Here is a 25,228-nt window from a genome sequence, read left to right as displayed (position 1 = left end):
GGTCACATCATGACAGTTCCTTACGTTAATCTATCTCACATCCAACTTACCGACCTTGCTTCCATGCGTATTGATGGACGGTATGTCGAAGCGTATGAATACATGCGCGACATCGTGCATGACAAACGCATTCAGACAACCGACACGGGTCGCAGCTATGACCTGCTTAAACTGGAGAATTGGCTGGATCGTGCGGCCAGTATCAATGGCAATGACGGCTCACTCAGCAGTGAGTTTGTGCGCGGCGCGACTGAAGGCATTCGTGAGCGTTTGGGCAATCCATTAAGTGACGCAGAGTTTCAAGCGGCATCTGATGCACTGGCAGACAAAGTTTTGACGGACGTAATTGATGGTTTGGGAATCCCGAGTGCCAAGGACATTATCGAGCGAGATGTGGCTCAAGCAGTGGGTAAACCTAGCGATGGCGGCCTCGGTCTTCCCGGCTGGGGTTGGGCTGGTACCTTGGGTGATTTTCTTCCACCGCCGCTCGGTTTGGGTGGCAACTATCAATCTATTGACGGCGTTTCGGTCAGGGACTATGCAAAGAACTTGATGGATTCTGCGAGTTCGCAGCTGATAGATGGATTGGGCCGGGTGCTGCGTAGCAACTGGGGTCAGTTCGATAAGCTGATTGTTGGAAAAGACTTAGCAGGCATCAACGACATCGAATACGACATCAATGGCAACGTCAACGGATTGACCACCCAAGCCCTCAACTGGGTAGCCCCCCGCCGCGACCCCTTGGTCCTAGACCTCGACGGCGGTGGCATCAAAACCAGCGGCATCAACCCTGCTGCCCCCATCCTCTTCGACCAAGACGGCGACGGCATCCAAACCGCCACCGGCTGGATCGCATCGGGCGAAGCCATTGTGGTGCGAGACATCAACGGCAATGGAAAGATCGACTCCGGGCGCGAACTCTTTGGCGACGCCACCATCCTCACCCGTGGCCCCAAAGCAGGCCAGACCGCCGCCCACGGCTTTGAAGCCTTGGCCGACCTGGACAGCAATGGCGACGGCAAGTTTGATGCGAATGACGCCGCATTTGCCAGCGTCAAACTGTGGAAAGACGCCAACCAAGACGGCATCAGCCAAACCAACGAGCTCTTTACCTTTGCAGACTTGGGCGTAGCCAGCATCAAGGTGGCCGGCACGGCCAGCAATGTGGACTTGGGTGGAAACAACACCCAAACCTTTGCTGGCAGCTTCACCACCACAACCGGCACCAATGGCAACGCAGGCACCGCCCAACTTGCAGGCAGCTTGCTACTGGCCAACAACAACTTCTACCGCCAATTCACCGATGACCCGGCCCTTACCACCGCAGCCCTTGCCCTGCCCCAAATGCAAGGCAGCGGTTTGGTGCGCGACCTGCGCCCGGCATTGAGCCTGGGCAACTCACAGGCCGCAGCACTGCAAGCCAAGCTGACCCAGTTTGCGCAAGACACCACGCGCGACCAGCAGATGGCCAACTTGGACGCGGTGATTCAAAGCTGGGGCAATACCAGTGCGATGCAGACTAGCGTGAAGACCAACCGGACTTTGCGCAATTTTGGTGGTGGTGGCAATGTCATTGGCGATATCAACGGCGTCCCCGTGTTTGGCAATACAGCCATTGAGAAATTTTCGCTGGACAACCCAGCCATGTACGCCAAGATCACGGCGCTGGAGCAGTTCAACGGCCAGACCATCTTGGACAAATGGGTGCGCAACACTACGGCGTGGTATGTGGATCCAGTCACCAACCAGAATAAGACTTACACCTACGGCACAGTGACGTACAGCGCGGAGCAAGAGGCCTTGATTAACCAAGCGTATGACGCGCTAAAGAGCAGCGTTTACGGGGCGTTGGTTGTACAGACTCGATTGAAGCCGTACTTGGACAGTATTGGGCTGGTGATTGATGAGAAGGGGGTGCAGTTTGATGCAACCGCCCTTTTGAAAATGATTGCCACCAAAAAGGCCTCGGATTCGACTGCTGCGTTGTTTGATTTGGTGGACTTAGACCGCTTCAATGCAATACCTGTGCCAGCAATAAAGCAAACGGTTCACGACAAGTTAATCTCGGAACTCTTGGAATTGCCTCATGGATCACCGTTATGGAATTCACTTAAACCGGCGCTTGCAATCCCCAACTTACTAACCAGTCTGTCGCCGACTGGAACCAGCGGGAATGAAACATACATTGGCGATTTAGAAAACAATGTGTTTGACGGTGCCACGGGTAACGACACGATGTACGGCGGTGCTGGCAACGACACGCTCACCGGCGACTATGGCAACGACACCTTGATCGGTGGCGTGGGCAACGACATCCTGTACGGCGGGCTTGGCAATGACACCTATGTCTTTAAGGCCGGTGATGGTTATGACTGGATTTCAGAGAGCGACGCCAGCACAGGCAACACCGATACAGTGCTCTTCACCGACATCAAGTCCACCGATATCACGGGTATTTACAACAACGGCGGGAGCCTAAGAATCACCTATGGCAGCACCGATGTATTGAATATTTCGGGGTTTCTAGCCAGCGCTGATTACCGAATGGAGCTGTTCAAGTTCAGCGATGGCGTGACGTGGACGGTGGCTGACATCATGGCCCGGGTCTCCATTCAAGGCACCGCTGGCGATGACACCATGACTGGCCAAGACGGGCAAGTCAACCGCATGTATGGCTTGGCCGGTAACGACAAGATCACGGGCTCCACCAAGGACGATGTCTTGGATGGCGGTGCTGGCAACGACACGCTCACCGGCGACTATGGCAATGACACCTTGATCGGTGGCGTGGGCAACGACATCCTGTACGGCGGGCTTGGCAATGACACCTATGTCTTTAAGGCCGGTGATGGTTATGACTGGATTTCAGAGAACGACGCCAGCACAGGCAACACCGATACAGTGCTCTTCACCGACATCAAGTCCACCGATATCACGGGTATTTATAACAACGGCGGGGGCCTAAGAATCACCTATGGCAGCACCGATGTATTGAATATTTCGGGGTTTCTAGCCAGCGCTGATTACCGAATGGAGCTGTTCAAGTTCAGCGATGGCGTGACGTGGACGGTGGCTGACATCATGGCCCGGGTCTCCATTCAAGGCACCGCTGGCGATGACACCATGACTGGCCAAGACGGGCAAGTCAACCGCATGTATGGCTTGGCCGGTAACGACAAGATCACGGGCTCCACCAAGGACGATGTCTTGGATGGCGGTGCTGGCAACGACACGCTCACCGGCGACTATGGCAACGACACCTTGATCGGTGGCGTGGGCAACGACATCCTGTACGGCGGGCTTGGCAATGACACCTATGTCTTTAAGGCCGGTGATGGTTATGACTGGATTTCAGAGAACGACGCCAGCACAGGCAACACCGATACAGTGCTCTTCACCGACATCAAGTCCACCGATATCACGGGTATTTACAACAACGGCGGGGGCCTAAGAATCACCTATGGCAGCACCGATGTATTGAATATTTCGGGGTTTCTAGCCAGCGCTGATTACCGAATGGAGCTGTTCAAGTTCAGCGATGGCGTGACGTGGACGGTGGCTGACATCATGGCCCGGGTCTCCATTCAAGGCACCGCTGGCGATGACACCATGACTGGCCAAGACGGGCAAGTCAACCGCATGTATGGCTTGGCCGGTAACGACAAGATCACGGGCTCCACCAAGGACGATGTCTTGGATGGCGGTGCTGGCAACGACACGCTCACCGGCGACTATGGCAATGACACCTTGATCGGTGGCGTGGGCAACGACATCCTGTACGGCGGGCTTGGCAATGACACCTATGTCTTTAAGGCCGGTGATGGTTATGACTGGATTTCAGAGAACGACGCCAGCACAGGCAACACCGATACAGTGCTCTTCACCGACATCAAGTCCACCGATATCACGGGTATTTATAACAACGGCGGGGGCCTAAGAATCACCTATGGCAGCACCGATGTATTGAATATTTCGGGGTTTCTAGCCAGCGCTGATTACCGAATGGAGCTGTTCAAGTTCAGCGATGGCGTGACGTGGACGGTGGCTGACATCATGGCCCGGGTCTCCATTCAAGGCACCGCTGGCGATGACACCATGACTGGCCAAGACGGGCAAGTCAACCGCATGTATGGCTTGGCCGGTAACGACAAGATCACGGGCTCCACCAAGGACGATGTCTTGGATGGCGGTGCTGGCAACGACACGCTCACCGGCGACTATGGCAACGACACCTTGATCGGTGGCGTGGGCAACGACATCCTGTACGGCGGGCTTGGCAATGACACCTATGTCTTTAAGGCCGGTGATGGTTATGACTGGATTTCAGAGAACGACGCCAGCACAGGCAACACCGATACAGTGCTCTTCACCGACATCAAGTCCACCGATATCACGGGTATTTATAACAACGGCGGGGGCCTAAGAATCACCTATGGCAGCACCGATGTATTGAATATTTCGGGGTTTCTAGCCAGCGCTGATTACCGAATGGAGCTGTTCAAGTTCAGCGATGGCGTGACGTGGACGGTGGCTGACATCATGGCCCGGGTCTCCATTCAAGGCACCGCTGGCGATGACACCATGACTGGCCAAGACGGGCAAGTCAACCGCATGTATGGCTTGGCCGGTAACGACAAGATCACGGGCTCCACCAAGGACGATGTCTTGGATGGCGGTGCTGGCAACGACACGCTCACCGGCGACTATGGCAACGACACCTTGATCGGTGGCGTGGGCAACGACATCCTGTACGGCGGGCTTGGCAATGACACCTATGTCTTTAAGGCCGGTGATGGTTATGACTGGATTTCAGAGAACGACGCCAGCACAGGCAACACCGATACAGTGCAGTACCTTGGTGACGTTCATGCCGATCAGCTTTGGTTTCGGAAGGTGAACAACAACCTGGAGGTCAGCATCATCGGCAACAACGGCTCTGTCTCCATCAACAACTGGTACTTGGGTAGCCAATACCACGTAGAGCAGTTCAAAACCAGTGATGGCAAGACGCTGTTGGACAGCCAAGTGCAAAACTTGGTGAATGCCATGGCAGCCTTTGCACCACCAACGGCTGGGCAAACCACCTTAACTGCGGCCCAACAGACTGCGTTGGCACCGGTGATTGCGGCTAACTGGCAATGACGTTTTGATCAAACGATACGCTGCTTCGGGCCGGACTTGACGAAGGGCTATTCAGGCCCTTTTGCTTGGAGCTGTTTCGGCGGGACAGCGCAGCGCCCTGAGTCTTCATTTCGCAAAATAGAATGCGGCATGGCAGTCCGCAAGATCCCAAAGAACCACCTATTCGTCACCGGCGGCTACTCCAGTCTCAAGAACGATGAAATAGATGCCTTTGAGTCATTGCTGGAAAAAGACTACCTGTTGTTGCTAGACTTTGACGAAAGCGTAGGGTCCTTTGAAGTTCAACCGGTCCGCATACTGTTGATTTCGCATACAAACGGAGCCAGCATCGCCTCTCAATTCAATAAATCCCCTTCTTCCATCGCCTCCAGCTCTTGTGCATCAATCGCTGCATCAAAGGTGGCTCGGCTGGCTAAGGCTTGCTTGGTCAGGGGATAAGGGGTTTGTCCAGGGGGCGCAGTTTGTGGCGGCGCAGGCCGCGCAGTTGTTGAGCAGCGTTTTACGGCCAATGCCCACAAAACCGTGGCCCCCTGAGCGAATAGTCTCGCCCTTAAAGCCCAGCTCCATATCGTCCCAGTGGTTAAACGCTTGCTGAATCTCAGCCGCAGTCTCGGGGTCCCACTGGCGCATGTTGTCCATCGTGGCATCGGAGAACACAACGCCCCAGCCAAAGGTGTCATACGGTTTGTTGCGCTCCACCACCGTGATGTCGTGGGAGGGGTTGTGGCGCTTCATCCAAAGCGCGAAGTACAGGCCAGAAGGGCCTCCGCCAATGCAGACGATATTCATTGCAACTGCAACTGTGGGGTCTTGCAATTAGCTCAGACCTAAACCTTCAGATGTCAAGTAATTTTGGGCTAGGTGTTTTGGCTAGGGTGGCTGCGGCTTGTGGGTGATCAGTGGCCCGAGAACAGTGGCACGCGTCTGCCTAGGCGACGCGGCAATTCTGGGTATGCAAAGAAGTCGCTGGCCCGAAACCGCGCCTGGGAATCCAGGATGCGTTAGGCAGGGTTGACAAAATACAGGGTGTCGTCCGCCTTGAGTCCCAGTGACTCAAGGTGTACGCGGCCCGCATTCATGTCAAAGGCTTTGTCACTTGTGGGTACAAATCCGTCGATTAAATCGAGACTTTTGCGAGAAAAAACAAAAGTGCCGACCAAGAAGTCACTGTGTATAAAGTACATCAGTGGCGCTAATGCCACTAGGCTATGGGCTGGGATTCCTATCAGATGTTCCTCAAGATCGTCCGGGTTTTTGTGGTCTTGCGGCCAGAAAAAAAGCGGGGTGCTTAAAACCAAGCGGCTGTTGGGTCCCAAGGATGCCAACAGGTGTCTCAGTAGCGCTTTGGAGGCCACAACATCCAGGTGCTCAATCACATCAAACAAGCAGATGGCGTCGTAACTGGCAAGCTGCTCGGCCGGTATTTCTTGTGCCAGACCATGCCAGATATGGCGGTAGTGCTTCTTGTTGAAGAGCTCTGTGTTGCAGCATGCGACGTGGAAGCCATCGATACCATCCAAGTGCCATTGCGCATGTTCTGGGCGCGCTCTAACAATGCGAGCTAAGTCACCGATGCCAAAACCAATATCTAGCAGTGTGCGCGGGGCACTGCTCTCTTTCCACAAATGGCAGACTATTTCTTTGCAGCCCACCGAGTTGCCGGCAAATGAATAGTTCCCCGGGGGGATGGGCGCTACTAGCGCGTAGTCTTTGACGACTTGTCTCACAAAAGCCCCTTTGTTCAAGCATTCAGCCCCTTAACACCGCTCACTAGGATGTGAGAGGAGGAGTGTGCGCTGAGAAACCCTTACCCATCAGTTCAACAAATCCCCATCTTCCATCGCCTCCAGCTCTTCCGCATCAATCGCTGCATCAAAAGCGGCGCGGCTGGCGAGGGCTTCTTTGGTCAGAGGGATCAGGGGTTTGTCCAAGGGGCGCAGTTTGTGGCGGCGCAGGCCGCGCAGTTGTTGTGAGCGCTCCATGGTTTGCAGCACCACTTCGGGCTCCATCATGAGGCTAAAGGGGTTGAGTTCTACGCTAGAGGTTTTCATCATGGCTCTCCTTAAGTTGCTGGGGCTACTGCGGTCGCAGTGGCGCTTAAGACAACTTTAGCCACGGTCTAGCGAATGTGAAGTCGGCCAATGGCTAGAGCGCTTGTAGGATTTTTTCCTACAAGCAAACCCTAGGACCTAGGCCGAGTTTCCGGTCTACATCACCCGGGCTTTGACGCTCTTGCCCTTGACCTTGCCTGCATTGAGCTTGGCGCAAGCCGCGTGGGCCAGGTTGCGCTGCACGGCCACAAAGGTGCAGAACTCAGTCACCTGAATCTTGCCAATGTGTTCGCGGGTGTAGGCCTCGCCGCCTTCGGTGCCTGTGAGTGCACCCAGCACATCACCGGGGCGCACTTTTTCTTTGCGCCCACCCAAGATTTGTATGGTGGCCATGGGCGGTGTCAGCGGGCCTTTGCCGCTAGGCGTCAGGGTGTCGAGCTTGTGCCAGACCGAACTTTGCTTTTGGTACTGCTCAATTTTGCCGACCGAGCCCATGTCGTGCATGCTGGCCAAGCTGAGCGCCAAGCCCGCTTCGCCTGCGCGGCCGGTGCGGCCAATGCGGTGCACATGCACCTCGGGGTCAGGGGTGATGTCCACGTTAATCACTGCTTCCAGCTGGGCAATGTCCAAGCCGCGTGAGGCCACGTCGGTGGCCACCAGCACCGAGCAACTGCGGTTGGCAAACTGCGCCAGCACCTGGTCGCGCTCACGTTGCTCTAGCTCGCCATACAAGGCCAAGGCGATAAAACCTTGGTCTTGCAGATAGGTCACTAGGTCTTTGCACTGCTGCTTGGTATTGCAAAACGCCAAGGTGCTGACAGGGCGGAAGTGGTTGAGCAACTGGGCCACGGTTTGCAAGCGGTTCTCGCGGGTGACTTCGTAAAAGCGCTGCTCAATCAAGGCCTGCGCGTGCTGCGACTCCACCTTCACCTGCACGGGCTCGCGCATGAACTGTTTGGCCAGCTTTTCAATACCCTCGGGGTAGGTGGCTGAGAACAACAGGGTTTGGCGCTCTTTGGGGCATTGCTTGGTCACGGTGGCAATGTCGTCAAAAAAGCCCATGTCCAGCATGCGGTCTGCTTCGTCCAACACCAAGGTTTGCAAGGCGTCCAGGTTCAGGTAGCCGCGCTCCAAGTGGTCCATGATGCGCCCGGGGGTGCCCACCACGATGTGCGCGCCGTGCTCTAGAGAGGCACGTTGGCCGCGCAGCGCAATGCCACCGCACAGGGTGACGACTTTGATGTTTTCTTCCGCGCGCGCCAAGCGGCGTATTTCGGTGGTGACTTGGTCGGCCAGCTCACGCGTGGGGCACAGCACCGCGGCTTGCACCGCAAAGTAGCGGGGGTTGAGTTTGGCCAACAGGGCCAAGGCAAATGCGGCGGTCTTGCCGCTGCCAGTTTTGGCCTGGGCAATCAGGTCTTTGCCAGCCAAGGCGGTGGGCAGGCTGGCGGCCTGAATGGCGGTCATGTCTTTGTAACCCAGTTGCTCCAAGTTGGCCAAGACCGCGGGGCTCAAGGCCAAAGTTGCAAAAGAAGGGCCGCTCTCGGCCTGGCCCTGTGTGGGTGTCGTGTTCGTATTCATCCGCCAATTATCGGCGCTTGGCCTTGGCGCGCCTAGGGAATTCCCTAGGTGTTCGGGGCTAAATGCTTGGATTGCCAGGTTCCCGCGCGTAGTAACCGGCTGAGCAGCAAGCGGTGTCTGCGCGCTACAGTAGCCTATCTAGACCGCAGTTTGACCCCATGAGCCCCACCCCTCGCCCTGCTATGGAACCTCGCAACCTCCTCTTTATCACCTTAGACCAATGGCGTGCCGATGCCTTGGCTTGCGCGGGCAACGCGGCCATCCACACGCCGCACATCGATGCGCTGGCTGCGGACGGAGTGTTGTTTGCGCAGCACTACGCCAATGCCTCACCGTGTGCGCCGTCCCGTGCGGCCTTGCTGACCGGCATGTACCAGCACAACAACGGCGTAGTGCGCAATGGCTCGCCCCTGGACCCGCGGTTTAGCAATGTGGCCTGGGAGGCGCGCAAAGTGGGCCTGACGCCAGCCCTGTTTGGCTACACCGACACGGCGGCCGACCCGCGCATCCACCACGCCAATGACCCCGCCATGCACACCTACGAGTCGGTGCTGCCGGGCATGGAGCCGGTGCTGTACTTGCCTGAAAAACCCCATGCGTGGCTCGCGCATTTGCAGCGCATGGGCTACGCCGTGGGCACGGACATGCAAGAGGTCTACCGCCCCAAGACGGTGGAGGGCGCTGCCCCCGCTGCCCCCAGCAATGCGCCCACGGTGTTTGCGGCGGAGCACAGCATCAGCCACTTCATGACCGATGCCATCATGGACTATGTGGGGGTGCGCCGCCAAGAGTCGTGGTTTGTGCACGCGTCCTACATTCGGCCGCATCCGCCGTTCATTGCGTCCGCACCGTTCAATACCCAATACGCACCAAACTCCGTGCCAGCACCCCAGCGTGCTGCCAGTCCAGAGCTGGAGGCCGAGCAGCATCCTTTGTTGGCGGTGTACTTACAAAACCTCAAGCAAAGCACGTTCTACGTGGGCGGGCAGGGCTTGGTCAAAGACCTGAGTGCGGCAGACTTGGCCCAGGTGCGCGCGACCTACTACGGCATGGTCAGCGAGGTAGATGTGCAGGTAGGCCGCTTGGTGCAGCACCTCAAAGACACCGGGCAGTACGCCAACACCTTCATCGTGCTGACCTCCGACCACGGCGAAATGCTGGGTGACCACCACCTGCTGGGCAAAGAGGGCTACTTCAAAGAGGCCTACCACGTGCCGCTGATCGTGCGTGACCCCAAGACCCACGCGGATGCCAGCCGGGGCCAGCGCTTTGGCGGCTTTACTGAGGCGGTGGATGTGATGCCCACCATCCTGCAATGGCTGGGCTTGCCCGCACCGCGCCAATGCGATGGCCACTCGCTGCTGCCGATTTGCCATGGGCAAACGCCGCAAGGCTGGCGCCATGCGGCCCACTGGGAGTTTGATTTCCGCAGCACCTGGAGCCCCAACGCCCAAGACGCCCTGGGGCTAGGCCTGGATGACTGTGGGCTGGCGGTACTGCGCGACCACGACTTTCAGTACGTCCACTTTGCCGCCTTGCAGCCCCTGCTGTTTGACCTGCATGCCGACCCCCATTGCCTGCGCAATGTGGCCGCTGACCCCGAGTACGCCGCTGTGGTCTTGCGCTATGCCCAAGCCATGCTGTCGTGGCGCATGCGCAGCAATGCGCGTGGGCTGACCGGCCAGTTTGTCGGGCCCACGGGGCTTGTGACCCGCGCGTAAACACAATGGCTGTGTGTTGCGTTGTAGGTGCAAGCGGGGTGCGCCAGCGCATGGAGTTTCCATGTGATGCCACCTACACTTGGCTAAACCTAGGCCTCACATCCACCTGACTTTTTTCGATTAGGTCATGACCATGCACATCCCACGTCGTTTCACTTCCAAATGGCTCGCCCCCGCGCTCTTGGGTGCAGCCCTGCTGACCAGTTGCGGCACCCAAATGGTGAACCCCGTCACCGGGGAAACCGAGCGCTCGGTGATGAGCGAAAGCGATGAACTGGCCGAAGGCGCCAAAGGCCACCAACAGGTGCTGCAAGAGTACGGCGTGTTCAACAACCCAGCGGTGCAAAGCTATGTCAACGCCTTGGGCCAGCGCTTGGCCGCACTCTCCCACCGCAAGGAATTGAAGTGGCACTTCACCGTGCTAGACAGCCCCGAGATCAACGCGTTTGCACTGCCCGGTGGCTATGTGTACGTCACGCGCGGCATCATGGCCTATATGGACAGCGAGGCCGATTTGGCGGGCGTGATTGGCCACGAAATTGGCCATGTGACCGCACGCCACGGCGCCCAGCGCGCCACCAGCCAGCAAAACGCAGGCTTGGGCGTGCTGGCGGCCAGCGTCTTGGGAGCGGTGTTGGAGAGCCAAGGCGTCACCGGTGCGGGCCGCTTGGCGGGCGATGTGTCGCAAACCGTGGCGGCGGGCTATGTAGCGTCGTATGGCCGTGAGCAAGAGCTGCAGGCCGATGGCCTGGGCGCGGAATACTTGGCGCGCACCGCTTTCAACCCCAACAACATGGTGGACGTGATCAAGGTGCTCAAAAACCAAGAGCTGTTTGCCGCAGACCAAGCCAAAGCCGAGGGACGCCCTGTGCCCAAGGGGGGCGACTGGTTGGCCTCGCACCCATCGAACGACCAGCGCCTGGAGATGATCTCCAGAATCGCAGCGCAATATGCGGACAAAGGCCCGTACAACACCGAAGGCCGTGAGCGTTACCTCAAAGCCATCACAGGGCTGGGCTTTGGCGACAGTGCGGAGCAGGGTCTGACGCGCGGTTCCAACTTTTACCACCCCACTCTGGGCTTTGGCCTCACCGCACCGAGCGGCTGGCGCATTCAAAACGGGCAAGAACAGTTGGCGGTGGTCAATGCCGCCAGTGATGCGGCACTGGTCGTGCGCTTGGTGCCACCCAAAGCAGGCAAGTCACCCAATGACATCATCAAGGCCATGCTCAAACCCACCCAGGGCCGCACCGAGGGGCTGACCATCAACGGCTTGCCCGCCACCCGCTTTGTCGGAGTGCGCCAAAACGCGCAAGGCCAAAGCCAGTCACTAGAAGCCACGGTGGTCACCGGCCCCGGGGAGAACGCCTATGTGTTGCAGTTAAGCGCCAAAGACGGCCAAGCCCTGCAGCGCGCCCGTGCGGGCTTGCAAGAAGCGCAGGGCAGCTTCCGCGCCCTGACCACCCAAGACAAAGCCGCGGCACGCCCTTGGGTGATTCAAACCGTGGCCTACCCCAAGGGCGGCTTTGCCGAGTTGGCCAAGAACTCGCCCATTAGCAACCCGGAGAAGCAGCTGCGCCTGATCAACGGCTACTACACCGGCGGCGAGCCCAAAGCGGGGCAGCTGGTGAAAGTGATCGCCGCCAAGTAGGCGGCTGGGCACGCTAGGCGCTAGGCTTACAGCGCCGCCACGCTGGCTTGCAGGTCGGCGGCGTTGAGTATTTCTGACATCACCACCGGCGCACGGCCGGGGGTATACAAGACGTAAACCGGCAGGCCGCTGCGGCCTAGCTGCTGCAGCGCTTGCGTGATGGCGGGGTCGCGCCGTGTCCAGTCGGCGCGCAGCAGGGTGACACGCTTGGCTGCAAAGCTTGCCAGCACGTCGGCGCGGTTCAAAGTAGTTTTCTTGTTGTACTGGCAGGTGATGCACCAGGCGGCGGTGAAGTCCACAAACACGGGTGTGCCTTTGGCCAGCTCCGCGTCAACACGGCCGGGTGCCCAGGCTTGCCAAGCACCTTCGGCGGTGGTTTCGCTGCTGCCAACCGTCGCCCCTTCGATTTTCAAGACATTTTGGCCAATGGCGCTCACCAGTATTGCGCTGGCAGCTATAGAAAGCGTAGCAAACACGCGGCGACTGCCGGCGGGCAATTGCAGTGCCCAGACCACCACAGCCACGGCCAGCAGCAAGGCCAACAGGCTGGCGGCACCGTCGATGCCGCTCAGGTGCCCTAGCACCCAGACCAGCCACACCACCGTGGCCCACATCAAAAAAGCCATGAAGTGGCGCAAAGTCTGCATCCAAGCGCCGGGGCGGGGTAGCAAGTTGCCCATAGCAGGCACCCAGCTCGCCAGCAAGTAAGGGAGCGCCAAGCCCAAGCCCAGCGCCGCAAAAATGCCCAAGGCCTGGGGCGCTGGCAGTGCAATGGCGTAGCCCAGTGACGCGCCCATGAATGGCGCTGTGCAGGGCGACGCGACCGCCACGGCCAACACGCCAGACAAGAAGGCATCGGCACTCGGGTGGCGCAGTTGCACGCCCGCCCAGCCCGCAGGCAGCCAGTTGCCGAACTCCATCACGCCCATCAGGTTCAAGCCCAAAAGCGTGAACAGCAAGGCCAAGCCCGCTATTACGGCGGGCGACTGCAGCTGAAAGCCCCAACCCAGCTGCTCGCCGCCCGCGCGCAGCGCCAGCATCAGCCCACCCAGGGCCAAAAAGCTCACAACTACGCCGGCGGTGTAAGCCAGCCCTTGGGCCCGCTGGGCGGCACGGCTGTGCTTGTGCTGGCTGGCAAAACCCAGCACCTTGATGGCCAGCACGGGGAAGACGCAGGGCATGAGGTTGAGAATGAGCCCACCCAAAACGGCCGCCAGCAGCGCCCACACAAAACCACCCACGCTGGCGCTCTCTTGCGTCTGCTGGGCGGCCAGCGCATTGGCCGCGAGCGCTTGCTGCAGCGCGGGGGAGACTTCCAGCTTGGCAGCAGCGGTGGGCCATGCGCCCTGCACGCTGGCTTGGGTCTGCACGCTCTGCGCACCCAAGCTCAATACCACCTCGAAGGCCGTAGGGCTGGCGCTGCGATTTGGGGCCATGGGCATGCGTGCGCTCCACGTGCCGTCGCTCCATTGCTGGGTGCCGGCCTTGGCGGGCGCGCTGCTGACTGCGTTATCGCTGTCGGGCGAGGCCGGTGCGTCGAGCAACTCGGGGGTGGCGACAAACGCGTTCAACGCTTTGCCCTGCCAAGCCACCGGTAAACCTTGCACTTGCAGGCGCAGGCCGTGTGCGTCTACCGTGGCTTGGGCGGCCTGGGGCAAAGGCTTGGGGCTGGCCGCGCGGGCGGCTTCAAAGGCGGTGGCGTGGATGGCGGTGGAGCTGCGCAAGGGCAGTTTGAGGACAAAGTCACCCTCTTGGGGAATGCACTCTTGGCGGCACACCAGCCACTGCGCGTGCAGCTTGACCTCCAGGTCTTGGGCCAGCAGGCCGGGCTTGAACTGGGGGCTGATTTGCAGGGGGACGGGTAGCAGTGTGGTGCCTTCAAAGCCAAAGTTGGCCAGGCTGCCAATGCGTATTTTTTTAGGCGTGGGCCAAACGATCTCGCCCGCGTCTACGCCAGCCGGCAGGCTCCACTGCAGTTGTGTGGGCAAGCCAGAGTCGCCCGGGTTCTTCCAGTAGGTGTGCCACTGGGGCTGGTGCTGCAGCTGCAGGCCTACCCAGATGGTCTTGCCCGGGTCCACGCCATCGGGTGCGTGGGCAATCAGCTCGGCGCGCACCTGGTCTGTCTGCACCACGGCAGACGCCGATGCGCTCTCGGTGGATGATTTTCCTAGGCTAAATTGGGCGTTTGCGCCCATGAATACTGCGCAAGCAGCTATGAAAAGAAGAGCGTTTCGCAGTGCGGTCATGGAATTACTTAAACAGTTGAAAGCAGCACAAGGCGTGGGCCCTGTCGCAGACTCCACCGCACTGTGAGTGGAATACGGTAGCTTAGTTCCGGAGCTTATCAATCGTCGGTCTGGGGCGACGCGCCTTAGATCGTGACCGCGCGTTGCACTTGCTTGGTGCATTTTCGCATTTGCATACAAGTTGGCATGAAATTCGTACAGAAACCGCTTTTCTTTTTTCTACCTCTGGACTATAAAAAGACCTTGTCTTGTCGATAAAGACACAAAGCGAGTGGCTGCCGGTGGTGGCCAGGGTTGGTGTTTCAACATGGACTTAAGGGGGAAGTATGGCGAATAAAAAAGCGTGGATTCCATTGGTTTTGGCTCTGGCAGTGCTCCCAGGAGTGGCAACGGCGGGAGACGCGGGCACTCTGTACACCCAAGTCGGGCTCAATGGTGTGGGCCTAGGCTATGCCGCGTCATTGACCAATGACTGGGCCTTGCGCGGCCAGATCAATGCGTACAAGCAGTCATTTTCTGGGGATGTTGGGGACTTTGGGGCCAACTCGCGCCTGAATGTGGACCTGAGCCTGAGTTCTTTTCAGTTGGTGGGCGACTGGTATCCGTCCGAGGGCGGGTTCAGGTTGTCGGGTGGTTTGGTCGTCAATGACAACAAAGTCAGTATCAACGGCACCAACGCGACCGTGGGCTCCACGTCAGGCCTCACCGTGAACTCCGAAATCAAGCTCAGTGATTCCCCCAGCCCTTATGTCGGCTTGGGTTACTCAACAAGGCCTAAAGATGCCAAAGGCTTTGGCTTCAACTTTGACTTAGGCGTGATGTTCCAAGACCCCAAAGTCTCGCTCACCGCCACAGGCGCCTCCGCTTCCGACATCGCCACCCAAAAGGCCAAAGTGCAAGACGCCGTCAACAAGCTAAAGACCATGCCAGTCATTGGGCTTGGCGTGAGCTACTCGTTCTAGCCTGCCTGGGTGTCACTCCCGGATGCCTGCGCAAACACCGCAGGCATTTTTTTTGGGGCTTTGATGCGCAGTTGCTTGTTCACGTTTTCTTGGCCAAACACCACCGTGATGTCGGCCACCGCCACCCCAAACAGGGGTGCCAAGAAGCGCACCATGTGGTCGGTCGCTTTGCCGTCTTTGGGGGCCGCCGTGACGCTGACTTTGAGCTGTGTGCCTTTGGGTTTGCCAATGGCGTCTTTGCTGGCAGCGGGCTTGCCCAGAATATTGACGATCAAGGTGTCTCCGTCCCAAGCAAAGAAAGACTCGCCGGTGGCGTTGCGAGGGCGTGGGGAAGACATCGCTCGATAATACGTCCATGGCCCACCGCATCATTCTGGCAACGCTGAACGCCAAATACATCCACGCTTCCTTAGGGCTTCGCTATTTGCTGGCCAATATGCAGCGCCACGGGGGCGCCGACTTGCAGGCCCACACGGTGCTGCAAGAGTTCACCATCAACCGGCCCGCGCAGGGCATTGTGGACGAACTGTGGGCCGAGCTGTCCGCCTGTGCGCAAGATGCGCACGCTGTATTGGTGGTGGGTTTCGGCGTGTACATCTGGAACGTGGTGCAAACCTGCGAAGTGGTGTGCCTGCTCAAAGCCCAGCATCCACGCGTCAAAGTGGTCTTGGGTGGCCCCGAGGTCAGCCATGAGCTAGACACCCAGCCCATCGTCGCACTGGCGGACTATGTGATCACCGGCTGGGGCGATGTCAGTTTTCCCAGGCTGTGCAAGGCATTGGTGCACGGCCCGCGCCCGCTGATGAAAGTGATTGCGGGTGAGCAGCCCGCATTGGATGACATTGACTTTCCTTATGCGCATTACAGCGCGCAAGACTTGGCGCACCGTGTGCTGTATGTGGAGGCGTCTAGGGGCTGCCCTTTTAAATGCGAGTTTTGTCTGAGTTCTTTGGACAAGACGGCGTGGGCTTTTGACTTGGACCGTTTTCTGGCCGAGCTGGATGCCTTGTATGCGCGGGGTGCCCGTACCTTCAAGTTTGTAGACCGCACTTTTAACTTGAAGATCGACGCGTCCGTGCGGGTGCTGCAGTTTTTTTTAGACCGTTTGCCGCCTGCAGGGCAGAAGCCTGACTTATTCCTGCATTTTGAGGTAATCCCTGACCACCTGCCTGACCGCCTCAAAGCCATGATTGCGCTCTTTCCCGCGGGTGTGTTGCAGTTTGAGGTGGGCATTCAGAGCTTCAACCCCGACGTACAGCAGCGCATTTCACGCCGCCAAGACAACGACAAAACCGAAGCCAATGTGCACTGGTTGGTGACCCAGAGCCATGCACATTTGCATACCGATTTGATTTTTGGCCTGCCCGGTGAGAGTTGGCAAAGCTTTGGCGAGGGCTTTGACCGCCTGTGGGCACTGCGGCCCCACGAGATACAACTGGGCGTGCTCAAGCGCCTGCGGGGCACGCCGTTGGCCAACAGGTCCATGGTGCCGGGCCAAGACCCAGACGGCTTGGACTACGAACCGCTGCCGCCCTACACCGTGCGCTCCAGCGCAGCAGTCAGTGCGCAAGAGGTGCAAACCTTTGTGCGCTTGGCCCGCTACTGGGACATGGTGGCCAACTCGGGCCGCTTTACCGCCACCATGGATTTGCTCATGCAAGGCCCCTCTGCGTTTGCTGCATTTGCCGACGTGGCGGATTACCTGTGGGTACAGCTGAACGCGACTAGCGGCATTACGCCGGACCAATTGGTGGATAGCTTGTTTGAGTACCTGTGCGGTCCCAAAGGCTGTGATCCTGCGCTGGCCCGCGCCGCCCTCTTGGCTGATTATTTGGCCAGCGGTGCCCATGCCAACCCCAAGGCTTTGCATGGGCTGCTGCCCAAACGGATGGCCCGCGGCGGCGCGGCCCTTGCTAGTGGTGGGGCGCAACGCCAACAGCGTCATCAAGCCAGTCAGCCGGTCCCTGCCACGGCGGCGGACGCCGCTTAAGGGCCATTTATTCTGTGGTTTGGCATATCCCCAAAATGCGCAATATGGGGTACGCTTGAGCCCGGCAGCGAATGGCGGTTGGCGTTGTCAAGTTACCAATTCACACGCGATGTCATTCAATTCACCTCGGCACCATGATTAAGAGCTTGCAGACATGGCAAAAACGATGGGCGGCGCTGTCCTTGCGCCAGACCCTGTTTTTGGGGGCAAGCTTGGGTATTTTGTTGCCCGCATTGGTGCTGGGTTACTTTCAAATTGTTTCGCGCTACGAGAACGCCGTTGACCTGCGGGTGCGTGCGCCCATGGAACAGTACGCCGACGTGTTGTCCCGTGGCATGGCCGTGGCGATGTGGAATGTGGACAAAGGCGTTGCCGACGAATTGGTGGACGCCGTCATGCGCAACCCCGACGTGGTGAGCGTTCGGGTTGTGGACGAAAACCAAGAAATTTTTGTATTCAAGCGCAACGAAGGGCAGGTGGACGGCCAGATGCTCAAGGAGTCCCGAGAAGTGGTTTACAACGGCGCGCGCGTGGGGCAACTAACGGTAGAGCTCACGGCTGCCCGGGTGGAGCGTGAGTTCAAGAGCGATATTTTGAAGCTCGCCCAGGGCCTGCTGGCCCAAGTGGCGGTGTCATTCTTGTTCATTTGGTGGCTGTTTAACCGACGCATGATGCGCCCCTTGCAAGAGTTGCAAGCCGGCGCGTTGCGCTTGGCGCGGGGTGAGCTGAAGCAGCCGCTCAACACCTTTGGGACCGATGAAATCGGCAACTTGGCCAAAGGCTTGGATGCCATGCGCATCGACCTCGGGCACTTGCTGACAGAGCGTGACCAAAAAAATGCCACCTTGGAGCACGAGTTGGCTGAACGCAAGCGGACCGAAGAGGCGTTGACCCTGAGCCGGGCCAAGTTTGCGGCTATTTTTGATGCATCTCCTGTGGCCATGACCGTGTCTAAGCTGGGCGGTGAGTTCACCTTGGTCGATTTCAATGTGGCCTGGGAGCGGCTCTTTGCGCAGGACCGTGCCTTGGTACGCACCAGTGCGGACCAGCACAACGCCTTGTGGCAAAACCAGCATGAACGCCAGCGTGTGATGGAAACCCTGATGCAAACCGGCGAAGTGTCACGCAGCCCGAACTGGATGCTGCGCGGCGAGGGCCACTCCGCCATTCTGTGTGAAGTGTCCGGCAAGGTGTTCTCACAAGGGGGTGAGCCGTTTTTGATTCTGGCGTATGAAGACATCACCGAGAAGCAAAAGAACCAGCAAGATATATTGCAACTCAATGCGACGCTGGAAGTACGGGTCGCCGAGCGCACGCGCGAGCTGTCTGAAGCGCTGAGTCACCTCACGGCAGCCCAGTCTGAATTGGTGCGCAGCGGCAAGATGGCAGCCTTGGGTGCCTTGGTGGCGGGCATTGCCCATGAGCTCAACACCCCGGTGGGCAACAGCCTGATGGTGGCCAGCACCATGCAAGACCAGGCCGCCAGTTTTTCTCAAGACCTGGCCCAAGGCCTCACCCGCAGCCGGCTGGAACAATTTGTCGCCAAGATGCAAGATGGCGCCTCCATTTTGATGAGCGGGCTGCGCCATGCGGCCGAACTGGTGGCCAGCTTCAAGCAAGTGGCAGTTGACCAAACCAGCATCAACCGCCGCCGGTTTGATTTGCACGACACGGTGGAGGAGATTTTGCTGACCTTGGGGCCGTCGATTCGCAAGACCACGTGCACGGTGCAAACCCAAATACCTGCGGGCCTCGCCATGGAAAGTTTCCCTGGGCCCTTGGGTCAAGTCATTACCAACTTGATCAACAACGCCATGCTCCACGCGTTTGAAGGACGCGAGAGTGGCGTCATCACGATCTCGGCCCATGCGGACGGCAATGACCATCTCATCTTCACCGTGCAAGACAATGGGGTAGGCATACCCCAAGCCCATTTGGCCCGGGTGTTTGATCCCTTTTTCACCACCAAGCTTGGTCGCGGCGGTAGTGGGTTGGGGCTCAACATCGTCTACAACTTGGTGCACGATGTCTTGGGCGGCTCTATCCATGTGGACAGCCCCCCCGGAGAAGGCGCGTGTTTTACGATGCGCCTGCCTTTGCTGGTCGCCGTCGTGCAGCCCACGCACTGAGCTGGGTTTGCCGCTCGGGCAGTGGCCTGCGTCTAAGATGACCCCATGACACATTCCTCACCTGACTCACGCTACTGGGCCGACTGGAGCACCCGGGACTTCGACCTGCTCAAAGCCCAGCATCGCATCGACGAGCTGATAGCCGTTTTGCCGGTGGCTGCCACCGAGCAGCATGGGCCCCACCTCCCTTTGCAGGTGGACACCGCCTTGGTCGATGGTGTTGTGGCGTCCGCCATTGCGCAGATGCCGCCTCACGTGCCGGCCCTGTTTTTGCCTACCCAAGCGGTGGGTTTGAGCCCCGAGCACGCGCGCTTTGCGGGCACTTTGAGCTTGAAAGCCGAGACCGTGATTCGCCTGTGGACAGACATTGGCGAGAGTGTGGCTGCCACAGGTGTCAAAAAGTTGGTGTTGCTGAACTCGCACGGCGGGCAAGTGGGGGTGATGGACATCGTTGCCCGAGACTTGCGGGCGCGCTGCAACCTGCTGGTCTACAGCGTGAACTGGTTTGGCCTGCCGCTCACGAGCCCCCAGGGCGACGATGTCAATGCACTATTTTCGGCCCACGAGCATCGCTTTGGCATCCATGCCGGAGACATTGAAACCTCCATGATGCTGGCCTTGCGGCCTGACCTGGTGGCTATGGAGTTGGCAGAAAACTTTGCATCCACCTCTGAGCAGCGTGCCCAAAGCTACCCGATTTTGGGGAATGGCAAGAGTGCCAAGCTGGGGTGGCAGATGCAAGACTACAACCCCGCTGGCGCGGTAGGCAATGCCGCCGCCGCAACGGCTGACAAAGGGGCTGCGGTGTTGCAAGCCGCAGGCAATGCTTTGGCGCGCATGCTGGCAGAGTTGCACGCGCTGCCGCTGTCGACCTTGCTTAACGCGCCTTGACGTCCATCACCAAACGCATGCCTACCAAGGTGTAACGCGTTTGCGGTGAGTTCCAGTTGCGGTAAGACGAGCGGGTGTACAAGGGCCATGTGTGCCACGAGCCACCACGGCGCACGTAGACGTTGCCCTCGGTGGGGCCTTGGGGATCGTCCACCGGTGAATTCGCGTAATAGTCTTCGCCGTACAGGTCATTGGTCCACTCCCAGGCATTGCCATGCATGTCGTACAAGCCAAATTTGTTGGGTTTGAACTGGGCCACAGGCGCTGTGAACGCAAAACCGTCTTTGTGTTTCAGGGCCTTTGTCGCCATCTTGGGCCAATGGGCCTTGGCGCTCGCATCAAAGGTGTTGCCTACCTTGTACTGGAGTTCAGGGTTGTCACCGTTGTAGTAGCGGGTGCGTGTGCCCGCGCGTGCGGCGTATTCCCATTCCGCCTCGGTAGGCACGCGGTAGGTTTTGCCTTCCTTTTCGCTAAGCCAGCGGGCTAGGGCTTGGGCATCGTTCCACGTGACGTTAACCACTGGGTGCTTGTCGGTTTGCGCAAAGCCCGGGTTTTTCCAACTGTATTTGGGGTCGCGGCCTTCAAAAAGGTCGCCGCGTTTCGTGGTGGATGGATCGTATTGCGGGTTGTAGCCGTAGCCACCGGTGCCGTCGGCAATGGACTCTGGCACGTAGCCAGAGGCTTTTAGAAACCGGCGGAACTGACCTACTGTCACTTCGGTTTGTCCCATGTAAAAGCCGCGCGTGATGCGCACACGGTGCACTGGGGCCTCGTCCGATAGATCGGTCAGGCGCTCGGCTTCCATCAGGGGGTAGGCCTTGGCTAGCGCTTCTACAGGCTCGTCATTGCCCATCAAGAACTCCCCAGCAGGGATGCGCACCATGCGCATGCCTAAGCGGTTGGTGAAAGCGTGCGCAGTAGCCTTGGTTGGCGCTGCCAGGGCGACGGAGGCCATCGTCAGAAGCACAACAGTGAATATTCGAGAAGGTGTGACGCTGATGGACATGGGCAGAGTGTGGGTGCGTGAAATGGAAGGCTATGGGGCGTCGTTGAGTTTAGTTCGCCTAGGCTTTTCAGCCTGGCGTTCTCGCTGCGCACGGGCATTGGAGTGTGTGCCGTGTACGTGTGCATGCGCGTGGGAGGCTGGTGCGGGCGGCTTGCTGTGCGTCGCTGACAGCGCAAGCTGCGACAGAATTCCGCACTCCGCGCTATTCACGTCTTGGCATTGTTGGCGCAGTTCCTTGAGTTGTTTTTCAAGGTTGCGCAGCTCACGGATGCGGGTGGCGACATGGCCAATGTGGGCATCTAATAAGTTGTTGACGGCGGCACAGTTGTCGCTGGGTGCATCTTTGAAACCCAGTAGCAAACGGATCTCGTCCAAGGTCATGTCCAGGCTGCGGCAATGGCGCACAAAAGACAAGCGCTGGGCATGGGCCTCGGTGTAGATGCGGTAATTGGCTTCGGTCCGTGCGGCGCTAGGCAGAAGACCTTCGCGTTCGTAAAAGCGGATGGTCTCGACCGCAGTGTGGGTGCGTGTCGCAAGGTCGCCAATTTTCATAGGATGCTCGGTGGTGACCCGCAACAGGACGGCGGGGTCGTAGAGATACCAAGCATTGTAGGGGCTTGACTCTGAAGTGGATACAGGGTTTTTAATCAGTGCCATTGCATTTGAACCAAGGAAAATCCATGTCTGCCCACTGCTGTGAACACGAAGTGCCCGCCGCCCAATCCATCACCAACCTGCCGCGCTACCGCAGGGTGCTTTGGCTGGCCTTGGCGATGAATGCCGCCATGTTTGTGGTGGAGCTGGCGGCGGGCTTTTCGTCCGGGTCTTTGTCGCTGCTGGCTGACTCCATCGACTTTGCGGGGGATGCATTGAACTACGGCGTGTCTTTAGCCGTTTTGTCAGCGGCGCTGGCTTGGCGCGCGCGTGCTGCCATGCTCAAAGCGGCTTGCATGGTGGGCTTTGGTGCTTGGGTACTAGGCCATGCGGTGTGGAGCCTGTGGAGCGGAGCTGTACCCGACGCGCCGACCATGGGCGCTATTGGCTTTTTGGCACTGTGCGCCAATGTGGCGGTAGCCTGGATGCTCTACGCATTTCGGGAGGGCGACGCCAATATGCGCAGCGTATGGCTGTGTTCACGCAATGATGCCATTGGCAATATCGCTGTCATGCTTGCCGCATTTGGAGTCATGGGCACAGGACGCGCGTGGCCGGATTTGCTGGTTGCCGCGGGTATGGCTGGCTTGGCCCTGCACGGCGGCTGGCAAGTGTGGCGGCAAGCCCGCAGCGAACTAGCGGGCCCCAGCGCTGCAGCGCAAACCCATACGCACGGCGAGACCCATGGCCCTATGCATTAAGGGACAAGCGGACGACGCGCTGTGTGGCTTAGCGGATGCCGCGCACATAGCGCTCGGTTGACGGCACGGCATCTGCACCAAAGCTGGAGGTGCTGCTCAGGCGCTGGCTCGCACTGGTGGCCCCGAACAGGCGGGTTGCCATGGCCGATGCGCCAGCAGATGGGGTGGGCGCATGGTCTTGCTGGGTAGCGCGCGCCAGTTTGTCGGCCCAGTCGGCAAGGTCTGTGTGGCCGTCCGACTTGGCACTGGCGCGTGCAAAGCGCACAATTTCGGCCGCATAGTCGGCGTTGCTTGCCATCCATTCGGTGTCGGTGACGCGCCCGGTCTTGCGACGCAACAGCACGTGCAAGTGGGCGGCAATGGCCAATGTTTCGCTGCTTAGCATAGTGGCTCCTTTTTACGTTCCCATGTGTTCCCGGTGCTGTGACACATCCAGACCCAGCACTTCGGCACTGTCGTCAACACGCATGCCAATGATGAACTTGGTGAGCCACAGCAGCACCGCACTCATGACGGCGCTGTACACCACCACGGCCCCCACGCCCAGTAACTGCGTGCTCACATTGCTACTGACCCCGCTGATGGCCTTGTTGGCAAACACGCCGGTCAGTACCGAGCCCACAATGCCGCCAATGCCGTGCACACCAAACACATCTAACGAGTCATCGGCATTGAGTAAGCGCTTGAGCCCCGTAGCGCCCCAGTAGCAGGCAAGCCCGCCTAGCGCGCCAATCCACAGTGCGGAGATGGGCGTCACAAAACCCGCCGCTGGCGTAATGGCTACCAGGCCTGCCACCAAACCCGAGCACAAGCCCAGCAAAGAAGGGCGGCCACGCACCAACCATTCGCCGAGCATCCAGGCAATGGCGCCTGCGGAAGCGGCGATGTGCGTCACCGCCATAGCAAGCCCGGCCCGACCGTCTGCGGCCACCGCTGAGCCTGCATTGAAGCCAAACCACCCCACCCACAGCAAGCCGGCACCCGCCATGGTGAGGCCCAGGTTGAATGGCTCAAACGACTCGCGGCCATAGCCTTTGCGTGGGCCCAGCACATAGGCGCATACCAAGCCTGACACGCCTGCGTTGATGTGAACGACGGAGCCACCTGCAAAGTCCAGCACGCCTAATTGCACTAGCCAACCACCAGGCTCCCACACCCAATGGGCAATAGGCGCATACACCACGATAGACCACATACCCATAAAGAACAGCATGGCTGAAAAGCGCATGCGCTCCACCAAGGCACCCACAATCAAGGCCGCAGTGATGATGGCAAAGCTCAGCTGGAACATGCTGTACACCGATTCGGGCACATTGGGGGCCACGTGGCTCACGGCTACTTTGCCTGTTTCTTTCAGGTAGCCCAACCCAGTGAACCAAAGACGTTCGGTCCCGCCCAGCCAGGTGCTGCCGGGCGTGAAGGCCAGCGAGTAGCCCACCGCAAACCACAAGAGACTCACCAAGGCAGCAATCGCGACCACACTGGCCATGGTGTTGAGCACGTTCTTTTTGCGCACCATGCCGCCGTAAAACAGCGCAATGCCAGGGAGGGTCATGAGGAGCACCAGTGCGGTGGATGTCATCATCCAAGCCGTGTCGGCGGCACTCAGGGTGTCTTGTGAAACAAAGCTTGGAGCGGTAGGTGCCGCTGGCAAAGGCGCGTTTTGGGCCCATGCCAAGCCTGCCACGCTTAAGAAAAAGACCAAGAGCCAACGTGTTCCGAATCGGTGCATGGATGTCCTCTCTGGATTGCAATGCAGGCAATCCAGCAAGAGGCATGCCAAATGCCCAAAGGCACTCCCTCAACGTCCGGCGTTCTCAGGTGTAGCTCACCCACTCTTCGTAGGCAGGTGCATCTAGGTGGGGCAGGGTGTTGAAGGTCATCAGCATATGGCGCTTGGGCGTAAATGCAAATTCAGTCACCGCGCTGTTGCGAATGCGCAGGTTCAGCTCGATGGTGACTTCTGGCGTTGTGCCCAGCACCTGACCTACCGCCGTTGAGATGGGTCCGCCGCTGCTCACCAGCAGCACATTACCGGTGTAGTGCTGGCGCACATGGGTCAGCGCGCTGCTTACGCCTTCTACAAACGCAGTGTAGGTAGGCATGCCGTGCGGGCTCACCACGCCATTCATCCATTGCGTTAAACCGTCGCGCAGCAAGCGAAAGTGCTGCCGATAGATCTCTGGGGTATCCGGCTTGGCCAAAGGGCCGGGGTGAATGGCGCGGATCACGGCTTCGCTGTCGTACTCGTTGAGCCCGGGCCACGGAATAGGGACATGGGTATAGCCTGCGCCTTGCGCAATGCCCGCCCAAGTCTGCGCATGGCGCGCTAGCGTGCCTGTGAGTACCGCTTCAAACTGCAAGCCCTTGGCTGCAAAGTATTCCCCCAGGCGCACACTTTGGCGCAGGCCTAAGGGACTCAGCTCGTCGTAGTTTTCGGCACCAAACGAGGCTTGCCCATGGCGCACAAGATATAGATTTCCCATAGCCGTGAATCTAGGCG

Annotated in this window: 18 protein-coding genes and 1 pseudogene; 8 read left to right on the top strand and 11 right to left on the bottom strand. The window is 58.9% G+C overall.

Features of this window, described 5'->3' with window-relative positions; translation table 11 throughout:
• The first annotated feature begins 9 nt into the window (after positions 1-9).
• Positions 10-5,142 carry a calcium-binding protein gene (locus EXZ61_RS19370; protein WP_142813504.1) on the top strand — a complete coding sequence of 1,711 codons (5,133 nt, stop codon included), beginning with the start codon at positions 10-12 and terminating at the stop codon, positions 5,140-5,142.
• A 486-nt stretch (positions 5,143-5,628) separates the two neighbouring features.
• On the opposite strand, the pseudogene EXZ61_RS19365 reads toward EXZ61_RS19370, so the two are convergent.
• From EXZ61_RS19365 to dbpA, 4 genes and pseudogenes are all read right to left on the bottom strand, one after another.
• Positions 5,629-5,931 (bottom strand): annotated as a pseudogene (locus EXZ61_RS19365) (bifunctional salicylyl-CoA 5-hydroxylase/oxidoreductase); the annotation flags it as partial.
• 212 nt (positions 5,932-6,143) lie between these two features.
• Complete coding sequence (locus EXZ61_RS19360; protein ID WP_168224827.1) at positions 6,144-6,869, bottom strand: class I SAM-dependent methyltransferase; 726 nt, start codon at positions 6,867-6,869, stop codon at positions 6,144-6,146.
• An 87-nt stretch (positions 6,870-6,956) separates the two neighbouring features.
• Entirely contained in the window at positions 6,957-7,196 is a 240-nt protein-coding gene (locus EXZ61_RS19355; protein WP_237219011.1) for a hypothetical protein, read from the bottom strand.
• Positions 7,197-7,349: 153 nt separating this feature from the next.
• The gene (dbpA, locus tag EXZ61_RS19350; RefSeq protein ID WP_142813500.1) at positions 7,350-8,774 is read right to left on the bottom strand and encodes an ATP-dependent RNA helicase DbpA; all 1,425 of its coding nucleotides are present in this window, start codon (positions 8,772-8,774) and stop codon (positions 7,350-7,352) included.
• Between the two features lie 158 nt (positions 8,775-8,932).
• Here dbpA and EXZ61_RS19345 point away from each other — a divergent pair, with 158 nt between their 5' ends.
• The gene (locus EXZ61_RS19345; RefSeq protein WP_142813498.1) at positions 8,933-10,495 is read left to right on the top strand and encodes an alkaline phosphatase family protein; all 1,563 of its coding nucleotides are present in this window, start codon (positions 8,933-8,935) and stop codon (positions 10,493-10,495) included.
• 133 nt (positions 10,496-10,628) lie between these two features.
• Positions 10,629-12,146 (top strand): M48 family metalloprotease, encoded by a 1,518-nt coding sequence (locus EXZ61_RS19340; protein ID WP_142813496.1) that lies wholly within the window; start codon positions 10,629-10,631, stop codon positions 12,144-12,146.
• Positions 12,147-12,172: 26 nt separating this feature from the next.
• Here the strand turns inward: EXZ61_RS19340 and EXZ61_RS19335 are convergent, their stop codons facing one another.
• On the bottom strand, positions 12,173-14,341 hold the full coding sequence (locus EXZ61_RS19335) for a protein-disulfide reductase DsbD family protein (protein ID WP_142813493.1): 2,169 nt from the start codon (positions 14,339-14,341) through the stop codon (positions 12,173-12,175).
• A gap of 377 nt (positions 14,342-14,718) precedes the next feature.
• Here EXZ61_RS19335 and EXZ61_RS19330 point away from each other — a divergent pair, with 377 nt between their 5' ends.
• The gene (locus tag EXZ61_RS19330) at positions 14,719-15,354 is read left to right on the top strand and encodes a hypothetical protein (RefSeq protein WP_142813491.1); all 636 of its coding nucleotides are present in this window, start codon (positions 14,719-14,721) and stop codon (positions 15,352-15,354) included.
• Here the strand turns inward: EXZ61_RS19330 and EXZ61_RS19325 are convergent.
• Positions 15,351-15,692: a DUF167 domain-containing protein gene (locus tag EXZ61_RS19325; RefSeq protein WP_142813489.1), complete on the bottom strand. Its 342-nt coding sequence runs from the start codon at positions 15,690-15,692 to the stop codon at positions 15,351-15,353. The two genes, EXZ61_RS19330 and EXZ61_RS19325, sit on opposite strands and share 4 nt — an antisense overlap.
• 17 nt (positions 15,693-15,709) lie before the next feature.
• Between EXZ61_RS19325 and EXZ61_RS19320 the strand changes: the two genes are divergently transcribed.
• From EXZ61_RS19320 to EXZ61_RS19310, 3 genes are all read left to right on the top strand, one after another.
• Positions 15,710-17,344: a B12-binding domain-containing radical SAM protein gene (locus EXZ61_RS19320; RefSeq protein WP_142813487.1), complete on the top strand. Its 1,635-nt coding sequence runs from the start codon at positions 15,710-15,712 to the stop codon at positions 17,342-17,344.
• A 134-nt stretch (positions 17,345-17,478) separates the two neighbouring features.
• Positions 17,479-19,473 carry an ATP-binding protein gene (locus tag EXZ61_RS19315; protein ID WP_168224826.1) on the top strand — a complete coding sequence of 665 codons (1,995 nt, stop codon included), beginning with the start codon at positions 17,479-17,481 and terminating at the stop codon, positions 19,471-19,473.
• 45 nt (positions 19,474-19,518) lie between these two features.
• On the top strand, positions 19,519-20,364 hold the full coding sequence (locus EXZ61_RS19310) for a creatininase family protein (protein ID WP_142813483.1): 846 nt from the start codon (positions 19,519-19,521) through the stop codon (positions 20,362-20,364).
• Here the strand turns inward: EXZ61_RS19310 and EXZ61_RS19305 are convergent.
• Together EXZ61_RS19305 and cadR are read right to left on the bottom strand one after the other, a co-directional pair.
• Positions 20,351-21,319, bottom strand: coding sequence for a formylglycine-generating enzyme family protein (locus EXZ61_RS19305; protein ID WP_142813481.1), 969 nt, complete (start codon positions 21,317-21,319; stop codon positions 20,351-20,353). The two genes, EXZ61_RS19310 and EXZ61_RS19305, sit on opposite strands and share 14 nt — an antisense overlap.
• Positions 21,320-21,400: 81 nt before the next feature.
• A complete protein-coding gene (gene cadR / locus EXZ61_RS19300; protein WP_142814323.1) occupies positions 21,401-21,922 on the bottom strand; it encodes a Cd(II)/Pb(II)-responsive transcriptional regulator in 522 nt (173 codons plus the stop codon).
• Positions 21,923-22,050: 128 nt separating this feature from the next.
• On the opposite strand from cadR, the gene EXZ61_RS19295 reads away from it, so the two are divergent.
• Complete coding sequence (locus EXZ61_RS19295) at positions 22,051-22,725, top strand: cation efflux transmembrane domain-containing protein (protein WP_142813479.1); 675 nt, start codon at positions 22,051-22,053, stop codon at positions 22,723-22,725.
• Between the two features lie 28 nt (positions 22,726-22,753).
• Here the strand turns inward: EXZ61_RS19295 and EXZ61_RS19290 are convergent, their stop codons facing one another.
• From EXZ61_RS19290 to EXZ61_RS19280, 3 genes are all read right to left on the bottom strand, one after another.
• A complete protein-coding gene (locus EXZ61_RS19290) occupies positions 22,754-23,110 on the bottom strand; it encodes a hypothetical protein (protein WP_142813477.1) in 357 nt (118 codons plus the stop codon).
• Positions 23,111-23,122: 12 nt separating this feature from the next.
• Entirely contained in the window at positions 23,123-24,457 is a 1,335-nt protein-coding gene (locus tag EXZ61_RS19285) for an ammonium transporter (RefSeq protein WP_142813475.1), read from the bottom strand.
• A gap of 85 nt (positions 24,458-24,542) precedes the next feature.
• On the bottom strand, positions 24,543-25,211 hold the full coding sequence (locus tag EXZ61_RS19280) for a histidine phosphatase family protein (RefSeq protein WP_142813473.1): 669 nt from the start codon (positions 25,209-25,211) through the stop codon (positions 24,543-24,545).
• Between the last annotated feature and the right edge of the window lie 17 nt (positions 25,212-25,228).

Origin of the sequence: Rhodoferax aquaticus (genome assembly GCF_006974105.1) — a bacterium.
GTDB classification, from domain to species: domain Bacteria; phylum Pseudomonadota; class Gammaproteobacteria; order Burkholderiales; family Burkholderiaceae_C; genus Allorhodoferax; species Allorhodoferax aquaticus_A.
The sequence above is the reverse complement of the archived record's forward strand: the minus strand, read 5'-3'. Positions and strand labels throughout refer to the sequence as shown.